Origin of the sequence: Variovorax sp. LjRoot175 (genome assembly GCF_964253805.1) — a bacterium.
GTDB lineage: Bacteria > Pseudomonadota > Gammaproteobacteria > Burkholderiales > Burkholderiaceae_C > Variovorax.
On record NZ_CAXURY020000002.1, the window covers coordinates 461,163 to 475,568 of the forward strand.

Annotated in this window: 15 protein-coding genes and 1 pseudogene; 5 read left to right on the top strand and 11 right to left on the bottom strand. The window is 66.7% G+C overall.

Going from position 1 to position 14,406, the window contains the following annotated elements; all coding sequences use genetic code 11:
• Positions 1-2: 2 nt before the first annotated feature.
• From ACSQ89_RS32160 to ACSQ89_RS32190, 7 genes are all read right to left on the bottom strand, one after another.
• Complete coding sequence (locus tag ACSQ89_RS32160) at positions 3-716, bottom strand: ATP-binding cassette domain-containing protein (RefSeq protein ID WP_436296835.1); 714 nt, start codon at positions 714-716, stop codon at positions 3-5.
• The gene (gene pqqE, locus ACSQ89_RS32165; protein WP_436294589.1) at positions 710-1,912 is read right to left on the bottom strand and encodes a pyrroloquinoline quinone biosynthesis protein PqqE; all 1,203 of its coding nucleotides are present in this window, start codon (positions 1,910-1,912) and stop codon (positions 710-712) included. Before pqqE ends, ACSQ89_RS32160 begins: the two co-directional genes overlap by 7 nt.
• Before the next feature lie 8 nt (positions 1,913-1,920).
• Positions 1,921-2,175 carry a pyrroloquinoline quinone biosynthesis peptide chaperone PqqD gene (pqqD, locus tag ACSQ89_RS32170; RefSeq protein ID WP_436294590.1) on the bottom strand — a complete coding sequence of 85 codons (255 nt, stop codon included), beginning with the start codon at positions 2,173-2,175 and terminating at the stop codon, positions 1,921-1,923.
• Positions 2,172-2,936 (bottom strand): pyrroloquinoline-quinone synthase PqqC, encoded by a 765-nt coding sequence (gene pqqC, locus ACSQ89_RS32175; RefSeq protein WP_436294680.1) that lies wholly within the window; start codon positions 2,934-2,936, stop codon positions 2,172-2,174. The genes pqqD and pqqC overlap by 4 nt, the downstream gene beginning before the upstream one ends.
• Before the next feature lie 8 nt (positions 2,937-2,944).
• The gene (gene pqqB, locus ACSQ89_RS32180; RefSeq protein ID WP_436294591.1) at positions 2,945-3,877 is read right to left on the bottom strand and encodes a pyrroloquinoline quinone biosynthesis protein PqqB; all 933 of its coding nucleotides are present in this window, start codon (positions 3,875-3,877) and stop codon (positions 2,945-2,947) included.
• A 68-nt stretch (positions 3,878-3,945) separates the two neighbouring features.
• On the bottom strand, positions 3,946-4,020 hold the full coding sequence (pqqA, locus tag ACSQ89_RS32185; protein ID WP_139191749.1) for a pyrroloquinoline quinone precursor peptide PqqA: 75 nt from the start codon (positions 4,018-4,020) through the stop codon (positions 3,946-3,948).
• A 245-nt stretch (positions 4,021-4,265) separates the two neighbouring features.
• Positions 4,266-6,383 (bottom strand): sigma-54-dependent Fis family transcriptional regulator, encoded by a 2,118-nt coding sequence (locus ACSQ89_RS32190; RefSeq protein WP_436294592.1) that lies wholly within the window; start codon positions 6,381-6,383, stop codon positions 4,266-4,268.
• Between the two features lie 359 nt (positions 6,384-6,742).
• On the opposite strand from ACSQ89_RS32190, the gene pedF reads away from it, so the two are divergent.
• Both pedF and ACSQ89_RS32200 read left to right on the top strand, forming a co-directional pair.
• On the top strand, positions 6,743-7,204 hold the full coding sequence (gene pedF, locus ACSQ89_RS32195) for a cytochrome c-550 PedF (RefSeq protein ID WP_436294681.1): 462 nt from the start codon (positions 6,743-6,745) through the stop codon (positions 7,202-7,204).
• A gap of 13 nt (positions 7,205-7,217) precedes the next feature.
• Positions 7,218-8,069 (top strand): substrate-binding periplasmic protein, encoded by an 852-nt coding sequence (locus tag ACSQ89_RS32200; RefSeq protein WP_436294593.1) that lies wholly within the window; start codon positions 7,218-7,220, stop codon positions 8,067-8,069.
• Positions 8,070-8,121: 52 nt separating this feature from the next.
• On the opposite strand, the gene ACSQ89_RS32205 is transcribed toward ACSQ89_RS32200, so the two are convergent.
• Both ACSQ89_RS32205 and adh read right to left on the bottom strand, forming a co-directional pair.
• Entirely contained in the window at positions 8,122-8,502 is a 381-nt protein-coding gene (locus ACSQ89_RS32205; protein WP_436294594.1) for a DUF779 domain-containing protein, read from the bottom strand.
• Between the two features lie 2 nt (positions 8,503-8,504).
• Positions 8,505-10,025: an aldehyde dehydrogenase gene (adh, locus tag ACSQ89_RS32210; protein WP_093110180.1), complete on the bottom strand. Its 1,521-nt coding sequence runs from the start codon at positions 10,023-10,025 to the stop codon at positions 8,505-8,507.
• A 420-nt stretch (positions 10,026-10,445) separates the two neighbouring features.
• Here adh and ACSQ89_RS32215 point away from each other — a divergent pair, with 420 nt between their 5' ends.
• A complete protein-coding gene (locus ACSQ89_RS32215; protein ID WP_436294595.1) occupies positions 10,446-11,609 on the top strand; it encodes an Acg family FMN-binding oxidoreductase in 1,164 nt (387 codons plus the stop codon).
• Positions 11,610-11,714: 105 nt separating this feature from the next.
• On the opposite strand, the gene ACSQ89_RS32220 is transcribed toward ACSQ89_RS32215, so the two are convergent.
• Positions 11,715-12,275: a hypothetical protein gene (locus ACSQ89_RS32220; protein ID WP_093110178.1), complete on the bottom strand. Its 561-nt coding sequence runs from the start codon at positions 12,273-12,275 to the stop codon at positions 11,715-11,717.
• A 167-nt stretch (positions 12,276-12,442) separates the two neighbouring features.
• Here ACSQ89_RS32220 and ACSQ89_RS32225 point away from each other — a divergent pair, with 167 nt between their 5' ends.
• Together ACSQ89_RS32225 and ACSQ89_RS32230 are read left to right on the top strand one after the other, a co-directional pair.
• On the top strand, positions 12,443-12,691 hold the full coding sequence (locus tag ACSQ89_RS32225) for a DUF6429 family protein (protein WP_093110177.1): 249 nt from the start codon (positions 12,443-12,445) through the stop codon (positions 12,689-12,691).
• Positions 12,692-13,243: 552 nt separating this feature from the next.
• A pseudogene (locus ACSQ89_RS32230) lies at positions 13,244-13,549 on the top strand (NIPSNAP family protein).
• A 55-nt stretch (positions 13,550-13,604) separates the two neighbouring features.
• Here the strand turns inward: ACSQ89_RS32230 and ACSQ89_RS32235 are convergent.
• Positions 13,605-14,324, bottom strand: a complete 720-nt coding sequence (locus tag ACSQ89_RS32235; protein ID WP_436296836.1) for a TetR family transcriptional regulator C-terminal domain-containing protein — start codon at positions 14,322-14,324, stop codon at positions 13,605-13,607.
• Positions 14,325-14,406 lie beyond the last annotated feature (82 nt).

Below are 14,406 nucleotides of genomic sequence, written 5' to 3' on the forward strand. Positions count from 1 at the left end.
GCTCAGCGGGTGGCATTGAGGAAGGCTGCCTCGAGCGTCGGCCCGCCGAGAGCCGCGGTGACTGCGGCAGGTGTTCCCTCGGCCAGCAACTCGCCACGGTGCAGCACCAGCACGCGGTCGGCGCCTTCGGCCTCGGACACCAAGTGGGTGGCCCACAGGACCGTCACGCCGCGCTCGCGCGCCTCCTGGTGCAGGCCGCCGATGAGGTCGTGGCGGGACTTCGGATCGAGCCCGACGGTGGCCTCGTCCATCAACAGGAGTTCCGGCCGGTGCAGCAGCGCGCGCACCAGTTCGACCTTGCGCCGGCTGCCGCCCGAGAGTTCTCGCACGCGCCGGCCCAGGTCGGCCACGAGGCCGAAGCGCGCCGCTTCGAAGGCGATGCGCTCGGCGGCCGCTGCGCGCGGCAGGCCCTGCAGGTCGGCGTGGAACTGCAGGTTGCGCGCGACGCTCAGGTCGAGGTCGAGTGACTGCTGCTGGAACACCACGCCGATGTGCGCCAGCGCGCGTCGCGCGTCGCTGCGCATCGACAGGCCTGCCACTTCCACATCGCCCGCATCGGCCGCGAACAGGCCTGTGAGCACCTGGAACAGCGTCGACTTGCCGGCCCCGTTGGGCCCGAGCAGGACGGCGAAGCTGCCGCGTGCGATCGAGATGCTGAGCGCGTTGAGCGCCACCCGCGCGCCGTAGCGCTGGGTGAGCTGGTGGACTTTCAGCATGGCCCGGCCTGCGAAGCTGAGAGCGCGCGCGAATTCTCGTCGCTGCGGTAGATCAGCCCGGCCTGCTTCGCCGCGCCCGGAACGAAGCGCAAGGGCTGCACCGGCATGCCGCATTGCCCGGCGTGCGCGCGTTCGGTGTCCGCATCGGCGAGCATGGCGTCGATGCGCCCGCGGTGTTCGCTCTTCGGGCACACCGGGTCGGTGGCCGCGGCATCGCCCGTCACCAGGAAAGCCTGGCAGCGGCAGCCTCCGAAGTCGTGGTCCTTTTCGTCGCAGTCGCCGCAGGTGCTGCTCATCCACGCCTGGCCGCGGTAGCGGTTGAACGCGTCGCTCTCGTACCAGGCCTCGCGCACCGAGGCATGGCGCAGGTCGGGGAACGCGATGCCGGGCAGCATGCGCGCGCTGTGGCATGGCAGTGCGCTGCCGTCGGGCGCCACCACCATGAACAGCGAGCCCCAGCCGGCCATGCAGGGCTTGGGCTTGGCGTCGGCATAGTCGGGCGAGACCCACAGCACCTTCATGCGGCCGTCGAGGCGCTCGCGGTGCACCATGACGACCGCCTCGGCGTCGCGCAGCTCGTCGACGGTTGGCATCAGGGCCGCGCGGTTCTGCCAGGCCCAGCCGTAGTACTGGGTGTTGGCGAGTTCGAGGTAGTCGGCGCCCATGCGCTCGGCCATGTCGATGATTCGGCCCACATGCGGCAGGTTGAAACGGTGCATCACACAGTTCAGCACCATCGGGTATCCCTGCGCCTTGATGATCGCGGCGACCTTCGACTTCAGATCGAAGGTGCGGGTCGAGCTGATGAAGTCGTTGAGTTCGCGCGTCGAATCCTGGAACGAGAGCTGGATGTGGTCGAGCCCGGCCGACTTCAGTGCCTTCGCGCGTGCCTCGGTGAGGCCGACGCCCGAGGTGATGAGGTTGGTATAGAAGCCGAGCTGGCGCGCATGTGCGACCAGCGCTTCGAGGTCGTCGCGCAGCAGGGGCTCGCCGCCCGAGAAGCCGAGCTGCACGGCGCCGAGCGCACGCGCCTCGCCGAGCACGCGCTTCCAGGTCGCGGTGTCCATCTCGCTGTCATGCCGGGCGTAGTCGACCGGGTTGGAACAGAACACGCAATGCAGCGGGCAGCGGTAGGTCAGCTCCGCCAGCAGCCACATGGGAGGCCGGATCGTCATGCTGTTGGCGGCGGCTTGCATCGTCTCCCCTATTGCAGCCATCCGCGCTGCCTGGCCTGGCTGAGAAACGTGCAGACGTCGCCGGCGAGCCCGGGCTGTCCGAACGCGAGTTCGAGCTCCGCCACGATCTGGTCCACCGAGCGGCAACCGTCGCAGCGCCGCAGGATCTCGGCGGCTGGCGTGTTGAGCCTGACCATGCCTTCCGGATAGAGCAGCACCCAGCTGTCCTGCGCCGGCTCGAACTGCAGCCGGAACATTGTTGCCACGTTGGGCCTGGCGTTCATGGCTGCGACTCCAGCGACAGGTCGTCGGGGTAGGCGCGCTCGATGGCATCGAGCATCGACCACAGGATGTCCAGCTTGAACTGCAGGATGGCAATCGCGCGCTCCTGGCGCGCACGCGTGCTGCACCAGCGCCGCGCCACTTCGAGCCCGTGCTCGACATCGCGCGTGGCGAGCGGGATGCGATGGCGAAAGTAGGCGAGGCCGTCCGCTTCGATCCATGGGTACAGCGTCGGCCAGCCCGCCAGCCGGTCGGCGTGGATCCTCGGCGCGAACATCTCGGTCAACGACGAGATCGCCGCCTCTTCCCATGGCCTGCTGCGCGCGAAGTTCACATAGGCGTCGACGGCGAAGCGCACACCTGCCTGCACATGGCGATGCGACCAGAGGTCCTCGCGGCGCAGGCCGACGGCCTCGCCGAGCCGGCTCCAGGCCTCGATGCCGCCCGCATTGCTGCCGGCGAAGTCGCCGCGGCCGTCGTGGTCGAGGATGCGTTCGATCCAGCGTCGGCGCTCCGCACGGTCGGCGCAGTTGGCCAGCACCGCCGCATCCTTCTGCGGAATGTTGACCTGGTAGTAGAAGCGATTCGCCACCCATCCCCGAATCTGGAACGGCTGCAGCTCGCCCCGGTTCAGGCGCTGGTTGAACGGGTGGTGGATGTGATAGTCCTTCTCGCAGTCGCGAAGCCTGGCCTCGAAGGCCGAAGCGCTCCACGGTTCGTGCGCGTCGCCCTGATCGGCCGCCGGTGGGGCGCTCTGGAACAGTTCGGTATTCACAGCGTGATCTCCATTCCGTCGTAGGACACCTCGATGCCGTGCGTCTCCAGCACGCGGCGCTGCGGGCTGCCTTCGTCGAGGATCGGGTTGCTGTTGTTGATGTGGATGAGCACCTTGCGTCGTGCGGGCGTGGCCCGCATCACGTCGACCATGCCGGTGCGCACGGCGCTGGCGCTCTGCGGCAGGTGGCCCATCTCGGTGGCGGTCTTGCCGCTCAGGCCGGCACGCTGCATTTCGTCTTCTTCCCAGAAGGTGCCGTCGACCAGAAGGCAGTCGGCGTTGCTCATCCAGCGCAGCTCCTGGTTGCCCACCTCGGCGAGGCCCGGCGAGTAGAACAGGCGCTTGCCATCGCGCAGGTCTTCGATCAGCAGTGCGATGTTGTCGCCCACCATCTGCTCGCGACGGTGCGGCGAATACGGCGGCGCCTTGCCCGGGATGGCCAGCGCAGTGAAGCGCAGCGAGGCGAAGCCCTCGATCTCGAACTCGGCGCTCACCTGGTCGCCCGCCACCGGCAGCATGTGCCAGCGCGTGCCGCAATAGTGCTGGAGCACGTTCAACAGCGGCAGGCCGGTGGTGAGGTCTTCGAACACGCAGGGCGTGGCATAGAGGTCGATGCAAGGGCCTTCGCGCAGACCCAGCAGACCGGTGACGTGGTCGATCTGGGCGTCCATCAGCACCACCGCCTTGATCGGCGTGTCGCGCAGCCCCTGCCGCGGGTGGAGCTGCGGATGGCTGCGAATCTGCTGGCCGATGTCGGGTGACGCGTTGAGCAGTACCCACGACTCGCCGTCGGCCGACACGGCGATTGAGCTCTGCGTTCGCGCACGCGCGCTCAGCTCGCCTTGCCGCTGGCCGGCGCACAAGCGGCAGTTGCAGTTCCATTGCGGGAAGCCGCCGCCGGCGCCCGAGCCGAGCACGAGAATTTTCATGGGAGGGTGTCTGGTGTGACCGGCGGCGGCGCATCGCATGCGATGCGCCGCCGCCTGAGTCGAGCGGGTCAGCGGTTCGAGATGTACATCGTGATTTCGAAACCGAAGCGCATGTCTTCGAATGCGGGTTGCGACCATTGCATGAGAGTCTCCTTGGGGTTGCCATCCAAAGTCCGGGCAGGATTGCCGTGAGGACACACGCCGTGCCGCAAGACGCATGCCTGTGGCACGCTGGCCCAAAAAACTGGTGCTTGCCCCTAGGCGCAGGCGTGCGCGGCCGGCTCTGCGCGACATCGAAGGGCAAGCAAGGGGAATGCTGTGTTGCGACTGCTCCATCCGGGGACAGTGGCGCGCAGCGATGGCACAGGGATTTCCCGTGCCCGGGTGTTCAGCCGCCCTTGCCCCAGCGCAGCTTGCGGTAGATGGTGTTGCGGCTGATGCCCAGTCGCTTCGACGCAATGGAGATGTTGCCGTTCGCCGCCGCAAGGGCCGCGCGAATCATCTCGATCTCGGCTTCTCCGAGCGTGAGTGACGACGTGCCGTCGTAGGCGGTCTCGGCCGGCGGGGCGACGACGGTCGGCTCGGCGGGTCGGTCCACGGACGCCGGCGCGGGCATGTCAAGCGGCATGCTCGCCGCCGGGGCTGTGATGGCCGGGGCGGCTGCGGGAATGGACGAGCGAACCCGCTGCACGTCCTCGAGGAAGTCGTCCGACAGATGATGCTCGGTGATCTGCGGCGCGCCGGCCGCCATCACGGCGGCCGTGCGCAGCACGTTCGCGAGCTGACGGATGTTGCCGGGCCATGCGTAGCGGCTGAACAGCGCCGACACGTGCGAGCTGATCTCCGGCGTGCCATGTGGGCACTCGGTCAGCAGGATGCGGCGTGCCACGACGCCGAGATCGCTGCGCTCGCGCAGCGCCGGCAGGCGCACGACCAGCCCGTTCAAGCGGTAGTACAGGTCTTCGCGGAACGTGCCGGCCTCGATCATCTCGCGCAAGTTGCGGTGGGTCGCCCCGATCACGGCGATGTCCACCGGAATCGACTTCTGGCTGCCCAGCGGCATCACGCAGCGCTCCTGGAGAACGCGCAGCAGCCGCGCCTGCAGGGCGAGCGGCATGTCGCCGATCTCATCGAGGAACAGTGTGCCGCCGTTGGCTTGCACGATGCGCCCGCATGCGCCCTTGCGGCGCGCGCCGGTGAACGCGCCGTCTTCATAGCCGAACAGCTCGGCCTCGATCAGGGACTCGGGAATGGAGGCGCAGTTCACGGCCACGAAGGCCTGCCTGGAACGGTTCGAGTCCTGGTGCACCGCGCGCGCGAGCAACTCCTTGCCGGTGCCGGTTTCCCCGAGGATCAGGAGCGGGATGTCGCGGTTCAGGACGCGCTGCACCTTCTGCACCATCGCCTCGATCTGCATATCGCCGGTCTTCAGGTAGTGCAGGCCCGAGAAAGCGCTCGGTGGCGCGGCCGCGGCGTTGGCCGGATGGGGCGGCGGGTTCGCGTCGACCGGCACGGCTTCGCGGGCCGTGACGGCCTGCGATGCCGGTTCGTCGCCGCCCAGGCCGGCCATCATCGAGCGCGGCGTGCCATTGAAGCGGGCCTTGACATAGAACTGCCGGCCGTTCGAAAGGCTCAGGCACATCGGCGTCGACAGCGGTGCCCGGAGATGGTCGAACATGGCCGGGACGGTGGTGCCGAACAGGCTGGTCAGGCTCTGCATTCGCAGCGCCGCGCTGCTCATGTCGAGCTGGTCCAGCGCGCTGCGATTTGCGCCGAGGATCTTGCCATCGGCGCCGACGACGATGATGCCTTCGAGCAAGGTGCCGATGAATTCGACGCGGCTGTGCAGGTGCAGCCGAAGCCGGTTGCCGAAGTCGTCCGACAACCACTGGTTCTCGATCATGCGCGCCGACATGCGCACCAGCCCCATGGTGTGCTGGTGATATGAACGCTGGTCGCCGGTGACGTCGAGCACGCCGAGCATGTTGCCGCGCGGATCGAAGATCGGGGCCGCTGAACAGGTGAGGAAGCTGTTCGCATGGATGAAGTGCTCGCCGCCGTGAACGACCGTGGGCGACTCCTCGAACAGCGCCGTGCCGATGGCGTTGGTGCCTTTCGAATGCTCGGCCCAGCTGACGCCCGGCGACAGTGCCACTTTGCCGGCGCGTTCGAGAAACTTGTCGTCCCCGACCGAGTGCAGGATCGTTCCCTGGGCATCGGCCAGCACGATCATGCTCTCGGTGTTGACGATCTGCTCGAACAGCATCTCCATCACCGGCGCCGCGTGCGTGAACAGGCGCTGGTTGCGCTCTCGCGCCACGCTGAGGTCGCTGCGCATCAGGGGTTCGAAGTCGGGGCGCTCGATGCGGGTCAACCCTAGTGCGGCGCAGCGCTGATGCGACTGCTCGATCAGCTCCGTGCGCGCGGCCTGCCGCACGAAGGGCAATGCCGACGGAGTCGTCCAGGTCTTGGCGTTCGTGACCAAGGCACGATGAGTTGCGGACATCCTTGTGTCTCCTCTGCGCCTGCCGAGGCAGGTTGTCTCCGTCGAATCACCGCGCGCCGGGCCGTTATCACCAGCTGCGTGGCACTGCTGCGTTTTGGCACAGCTCTCCGGGTCTGTTGCAAAGCAGGCCGGCCAAAGTGGCAAGGATGCCGCAGTGCCGCACGTGCGGCTTGATCTGGAGCAACTGGGCGATCGATCACAGGCAATTTGTGTTCCCGCCTGCAACACCGGCGCGTGGCACGGCGTTTGCAGACCGAGCTCATCTTTCAACACGACCATGACGGAGACCTGACATGAAGCGAAACGGAAATCTGCCGGCCGCACCCACCCCACCCAGCCGCCGGCGCGGGCGCATGGCCATGCGCCACGGCGCCTGGCTGCTGGCCATCGCCGCCTGCGCCGCAAGCCCCGCCGTATGGGCGCACGGCGACGTGACGCCGCAGGCGGTCGACACTTCGGCGCTTCCGAAGCTCGGCCAGGAATGGCGTCCCGAGAACCCGTTCCGGGCCAACGACGCCGCCGTCAAGATCGGCACGTCGGCCTACAACCAGAACTGCGCCCGCTGCCATGGGCTGGAAGCGATCTCCGGCGGCATCGCGCCCGACCTGCGCAAGATCGACAACGAATGCGCAGCGCTCAAGGACAGCGCCAAGAAGGCCGCCTGCGTGAAGGAGATCGACGAGTTCTATCTCACGACCGTTCGCCAGGGACGTTCCCGCAACGGCGCGGTGTACATGCCGCCGTTCGAAGGGGTCATGAACCAGGAAGCCATCTGGGCGATCAAGGCCTACCTCGAAACGCGCCGTGACAAGCCGTTCTAGGCGGGGAGGGTCCATGACACCCAAGACACCGAGCCGTCGCGATTGCCTGCGCTGGCTGGGCGCGTCCGGCGCCGCAGCCCTGGCATGTGCGCCGCTGCACCTGCGGGCGACGCCACTGGAGCGCGTGCGCGAGCGCGGCACGCTGACGGTCGGCCTCTACCACGACATGCCGCCGTTCCACGTCGGCGGCCAGGGCATCGACGTGGAGCTGGCGCGCGCCCTGGCCGAATCGCTGGGCGTCAGGCTCTCGCTGCTGCCGTTCCATGCCGACGAGAACATGAACGACGACTTGCGCAACATGGTGTGGCGCGGCCACTACCTCGGCTACGGCCCAGCCGACGTGTTGCTGCACGTGCCGGTCGACCGGCCGCTGATGGAAGGCAACCCGCAGGTCAGCATCTTCGCGCCGTACTACCGCGATCGGGTCGTGATGGCACGCCAGCTCGAGCGCGTGCCGCGGCTCGAGACGCTGTCCCAGTTGGGCGCCGACAAGGTGGCGGTGCCTGGCCAGTCGCTCGCGGGCTGGTTGCTGATCGGCGCCGATGGCGGCGCCTACCGCAACCAGTTGATCACGCAATGGAAGGACGGCGCAGAGACGGCGCACGCGCTGTTGCGCGGCGAGGTGGCGGTGGCCGCAGGACTGGCGTCGGAGATGGAGTCGGTGCTGCGCGGCGACCCGCGCTTCGCCATCGCGCCGATGCCTTCGCCGCGGGCGCCGCGCGACGGATGGGCCGTCGGCATGGCCGTCAAGCGTGATGCCACCGAGCTGGCGCAGGCGCTGCAGCGCACGGTGAACGAAATCGCGGCCAGCGGCCGGCTGCGTCAGATCTTCCAGCACGGCAACCTCGCGTGGCAAGCCGCATGACGCGCGAAAAACCCGGCAGGTTGCTGCCGGGTTCGCGTGAGCCGCGCCGCGGCTAGAGCCTTCCGCGCGCTTCGAGCACCTTCCATTCCGCGTCGTCGTACAGGCGCGAACGCGTGAGAAAGCGCAGGCCGGTCGGCCGCTCGAGCGAGAACATGCCGCCGTTGCCCGCCACCGCATCGATGATGAGATGCGTATGCTCCCAATACGCGAACTGGGCCCGGCTCGTGTAGAACGGCGTGCCCGCGATCTCGCCCAGGCAGACGTCCGAATCGCCCGTGACGAACTCGCCGGCGGCGAAGCACATCGGTGCGCTGCCGTCGCAGCAGCCGCCGGACTGGTGGAACATCAGCGGGCCGTGCACGGCGCGCAGGCGCTCGATGAGCGCCTGCGCGGCCGGCGTGGCGGACACGCGGCTGACGCCGTCTTCGGGCATCTTCAGAAGAATCCCAGCTTGTTCTGGCTGTAGCTCACCAGCAGGTTCTTGGTCTGCTGATAGTGGTCCAGCATCATCTTGTGGTTCTCGCGGCCGATGCCCGACTGCTTGTAGCCGCCGAAGGCCGCATGGGCCGGATAGGCGTGATAGCAATTGGTCCACACGCGTCCCGCCTGGATGCCGCGGCCCATGCGGAAGGCACGCGCGCCATCGCGGGTCCACACGCCGGCGCCCAGTCCGTAGAGCGTGTCGTTGGCGATCTCCAGCGCCTCTTCTTCCGTCTTGAAGGTCGTCACCGACAGCACCGGGCCGAAGATTTCTTCCTGGAAGATGCGCATCTTGTTGTGGCCCTTGAAGACCGTGGGCTTGACGTAGTAGCCAGCGCCGAGTTCACCGACCTGCGTATTGCGTTCGCCACCGATCAGGCATTGCGCGCCTTCCTGCTTGCCCAGATCGATGTACGACAGGATCTTCTCCATCTGCTCCTGCGAGGCCTGCGCGCCGATCATGGTGGACGGGTCCAGCGGATGGCCCTGCTTGATGGCCTCGACCCGCTTGATCGCGCGCTCGATGAAGCGCTCGTAGATCGACTCCTGCACCAGCGCCCGGCTCGGGCAGGTGCAGACCTCGCCCTGGTTCAGCGCGAACATCGCGAAGCCCTCGAGCGCCTTGTCGAAGAAGGCGTCGTCCGCCGCCATGACGTCCTCGAAGAAGATGTTGGGCGACTTGCCCCCCAGCTCCAGGGTCACGGGGATGATGTTCTGGCTCGCGTACTGCATGATCAGCCGGCCGGTGGTGGTTTCGCCCGTGAAGGCGATCTTCGCGATGCGCTTGCTCGACGCCAGCGGCTTGCCCGCCTCCAGCCCGAAGCCGTTGACCACGTTGAGCACGCCGGGCGGCAGCAGGTCGCCGATCAGCTCCATCAGCACCAGGATCGAGGCGGGCGTCTGTTCGGCCGGCTTGAGCACCACGCAGTTGCCTGCGGCCAGCGCGGGGGCCAGCTTCCACACCGCCATGAGGATCGGGAAGTTCCACGGAATGATCTGCCCGACCACGCCCAGCGGCTCATGGAAGTGGTAGGCATAGGTGTCGTGATCGATCTCGCTGATGCCGCCTTCCTGCGCGCGGATGCAGCTGGCGAAATAGCGGAAGTGGTCGATGGCCAGCGGCATGTCGGCCGCCATCGTCTCGCGCAGCGGCTTGCCGTTGTCGATCGTCTCGGCCACGGCAAGCGTCTTCAGGTTCTGCTCCATGCGATCGGCGATCTTGAGCAGGACGTTGGCCCGTTCGGTGGGCGACGTGCAGCCCCAGGCCGCCTTCGCCTTGTGCGCAGCATCGAGCGCGGCTTCGATGTCCTTCGCGTTCGAGCGCGGGATGCTGGTGAAGGCCTGGCCGGTGATCGGTGTCAGGTTGTCGAAGTACTGGCCGTCGATCGGTGCAACCCACTCGCCGCCGATGTAGTTGCCGTATTGCTTCTTGTACGGGTTCGCAATGTCGAGGTGGGTCATTTCTGCCATGTCCATGAGTCGTCTCCTGTCGGGTGGTTGAAAAAACGGATGGCGGGACGCGACGCGGCCCGCGGAGCGACTCAGTGCAAAGCGCGGGCCACGCCGCGGCGGCGTCATCGCGGACGACGCAAGCCGTTGTCAGGCATGGAGTTTTTCCGCCAGCCTCGCGCGGCGCGTCGTCGTTGCTCCAGCGGGCGGCTGTGCCGTAGAGGAGCAACTGCTGCAAAACGGATCACGTTGCACGTGCAGCCGCGCAGTACCGACTTGGCGCACGCCAGCGGCCTTCAGCTCCGAGCTCCTCCACCCGGCGCCGAGGTGCCCTACCTTGAGCTTGCTCAAGCGCGCCGCGCGGTGCGCTTGCCACCTGCGTACTTGGACATCAAGATTCGCAGCATCCCATGCACAGTCACCCGGCAGGTGGCCTCAGGAGTCGCAATGGATCGTCGCAAGTTCATTCGGGTTGCGGGAGGCGGCTTCGTCTTCGCTGCGGCGACGGCGGCACTCGCCGGCTGCAGCCAGCAGATGCCCGCTGCGGCCATCGAGCCGTGGCAAGGGCCGGGGCCGGAGGCCGACCCGCGCCGCTGGATCCTCGGCTACGCGATCCTGGCGCCGCACTCGCACAACCTGCAGTCCTGGCTGGTGGATCTGCGCACACCGGACGAGATCGTGCTGCGCTGCGACCTTGGCCGGCTGCTGCCCGAGACCGACCCGTTCTCGCGCCAGATCATGATGAGCCACGGCACCTTCCTGGAGCTGCTCGACATCGCGGCGCGCGAGCGCGGGCTGCGTGCCGACATCACCCTGTTTCCCGAGGGTGCGTTCGGCCCGGAGAAGCTCGATCAGCGACCGGTGGCGCGCGTCCGCCTGATGCCCGATGCGGCCACGCGCAAGGACCCGCTGTTCGCGCAGATCCTCGCGCGCCGCACCAACCGCAGCGTGTACGACCTGCAGCGGCCGGTGCCCGCCGAGGCCTGGAAGGCGATGGCCGAAGCAGTGGGGCCGCACCCCTTGCATTTCGGCTTCGTCGGCGCGGACCGGGCCGACGCGCTGGAACAGCATCGCGCCATCGCGGCCGAGGCCTGGCGCATCGAGCTGAGCACGCCGCGCACGATCCTGGAGTCGTACAAGGTGCTGCGCGTCGGCGCCGCCGAGATCGAGAAGCACCGTGACGGCTTGTCGATGCTGGACCCGACGGTGGTGCTGCTCGAGCGCATCGGCCTGTTCGATCGCAGCAAGGCGCCGGCGTCCGATGCCTTCGCCACCACCAGCCAGATCAAGGACTTCGGCAAGAAGCTCGCGTCCACGCCCGGCTTCCTCTGGATGTTGACCGAGAGCAACGACCGGGTGACCCAGGTCAACGCGGGGCGCGCCTACGCGCGGGTGCAGCTCGCCGCGACCGGGCAGGGCCTGGCGATGCAGCCGCTGCAGCAGGCCCTGCAGGAGTATCCCGAGCAGGCCGGACCCCACGCCGACATTCGGCGCCTGCTGGCCGTGCCGCTACCCGAGCGGACCGTGCAGATGTGGGCGCGTGTGGGTTATGCGCCGCCGGTCGGTCCTGCGCCGCGCCGTGGCCTGGCAGCGCAGCTGATTCGCGCGTGAGGGCTTGTTATCGACGACAACCATCATGCGGGACATGAGAGGTGAGACCGACGCTCTAAGTCGCCAGCCTCGTCGCCTCGGCAGAATTCGGCCAGACGCCGACCTTCAACGTCGTCGTGAGATGTTGTCGTATTCGGCCAGCAGGTCGCTCATGGCCTCGCCGACTCCGTAGCCGATGTTCTGACTGATGCGACACACAGCATCCAGTCGTTCCATGAACAAGGGCCGCTGCGCATCCGGCAGTCTCGCAATGGTCTGCAACGCCTGCTCGAACATTCGCACCAGCGCACTGAAGTAGCCCTCGTCCTGCAGGCCGACTTCGACGCTGAAGCCTGACGCGCGCTCGCAGTAGAAGACCATCAGCTCTGCCAGACCCGCCGGTTGGCCAATGGCCTTCTTGAAATTCGCGATGGGCTTCTTGGCCTCGGCGACGGACGCGTTCTGGTTCCGGAACATGTCGGGCCAGAGCCAACGGTTGATGGTGGTCTTGTACGGCTCCAGGACATCTTCGCCCAGCCCGAAACGGGCGTGAAGGAACACTTGATTGTCCTTGTTGGCCGTGTACAGGTCATGCACCAAGCCGACCAGGCCGTCGTGGTCGAAGTGGGTCAGTCTGGCCTTGACGTCACTCCAGGACGCGGCTTCCTTACTCTTGCTTGCTTTCATCTCTGTGCGGTTTCCGGAATTGAAGGCAGGCCATATTGGATGGGCTAAGGCCGAATGACCAAAGTACTATCGTAAAGTCGAACTGCAGTCGTGCAGTGGGCGCAGCCAATCAGAGGTTGGGCCCTTTCACAGGGTCACCGTCGTGCTGAACGTTGAGGGGCGAGCACATGAAATACGACATGGTCAAGGTCGAAGAGGCGCTTCTGGCGTTGCTTGGCGTCTTCGAGTTCGAGAACGGACGCGTGTGGAAGCGGTATGACTTTGCAGTCATGGACGGTCTACACGACAAGGGGCTCATCACGGAGCCCCACGGCAGGCAAGAGTCGGTCTACCTGACTGACGAGGGCCTGCGCCGCGCCAAGGAGCTCGCGGCCAAACACTTCGGGACCAGCGGGGCGGCGCTGGAGCAGCCATAGCTGCGGCAGAATCCGGCCCAACCACGGACGTTCGGACCCTCTACCCCAATCAAGCCAAATGAAGTCCGGGCGCGTCGCCAAGTCCTACACGGCGATCCCATCGATGACGGCGCGAGACCATGAAGCACGGCGGCTATGCTCGAATGCCAACGATAGAAGGACCACGCCATGAAGAAGCTAGTCGCTGCACTTCTCGCAACAGCCATGCTCGGGGGCTGCGTTGTCTACCCCGACGGTCCGGGATATCCCGGTGGCGGATACGGGAAGCAATGCCCGCCGGGACAGGCAAAAAAGGGCAACTGCTAATCCCGGCTTCGCCCTCGGCCCGGCTCGGCACGAATGGCCAAGGGCAATTGCCCTTCGCGACATCGCCAGAGTCCGGCCGACCGCCCGTATTCCTTGGTAGCCTCTGGCCCTTCTGGCCGGGCGCACGGTAGGACGGCCCTCGGCCAGGAGCAGCCGCTCGCGGTCGGCTAAAGTTTGCCCGCAAGCAGACAGAACGGACTGGCCTGGCCAGCCCTCATGTCAAACGTTAAGCATCTCGGAACTACCATGGTCACCTGCTACCTGCGCTATGTCATCGATCCGTTCAAGCTCAAGGAGTTCGAGCACTAAGGAAAGATCTGGATTCCTCTCGTCGAAAGGTTTGGAGGGCAGCACCATGGCTACTTCTTGCCATCGGAAGGCGCGAACAACATTGCGCTGGCCATGTTCACGTTCCCAAGTCTTGCGGCGTACGAGGAATATCGCGCGTTGTCTGCCACAGACCCAGAGTGCCAAGCTGCGTTCAAGTATGCGCAGGACACTCGCTGCATCCTCAGCTATGAACGCAGCTTTTTCAGGCCTGTACTCAAATGAACGCCTACGGCTTGCAGGCCGCCCGCACGCGGCGTGCCAGCCGCGCGAATGGTGACTAACGCACGCCAGCGGCCTTCAGCAAGAACTGCGTCACCTGCTCGACCAGATAGCGCCGGTCCTCCTCGTCGCGCTGCGGCACGCTCCTGAAGTGCGCCACCTGCGCCGCGTGGTCGGCGTAGAACTGGGTCACGGCGCAGAGGTGGAACAGGAACAGCATCGGGTCGGCCTGGTCCATAAAGCCCCGGTTGATCCAGTCCTGGATCATCAGCGTGGCTCGGTGGATGCACTGCCTGCTTGTGTCCGTCATCGTCTTGAGCACCGGCGCGCCGCGCATCACCTCGGCGGCGAGAATCCGCGAGCGCAGCGGGTGCTCGAAGGAGAACAGCATCTTGCGACGGATGAGTCCGGTCAGCATCTCGCGCGGTCCGAAGTCCTCGCCGCTGAAGATGAAGACGCCGATCATGTCGTTGACGATGTCCTTGAGTACCTGGCGGTAGAGGGCTTCCTTGCTCTCGATGTAGTAGTACAGCTGCGCTTTGGACAGCCCGGCCTTGTCGGCGATCGCCTGGGTCGTCGCGCCGGCCAGGCCCTCGCTCGCGAACTCCTCGATGGCCGCCTGGTAGATGGCGTCCAGCACCTGCGCGTGCTTGCGCGAACGCCCGGGCCGGCTCGGCCCCGGGGCCGTCGCGATCTCTGACGGCGCATCGTGACACTCAGCCGCTGGCCTGGTGTTTCTCACGGCGCTGAGGAATACGACATCCTTGGTTTGGCGCATCGGGGTCTCCGGGTGGTAGCGGCGACAACGGTTTTATCGCCGCGGCGGCGGTCATGAGTTGCGCTGCGTCAAACAGGCTTCG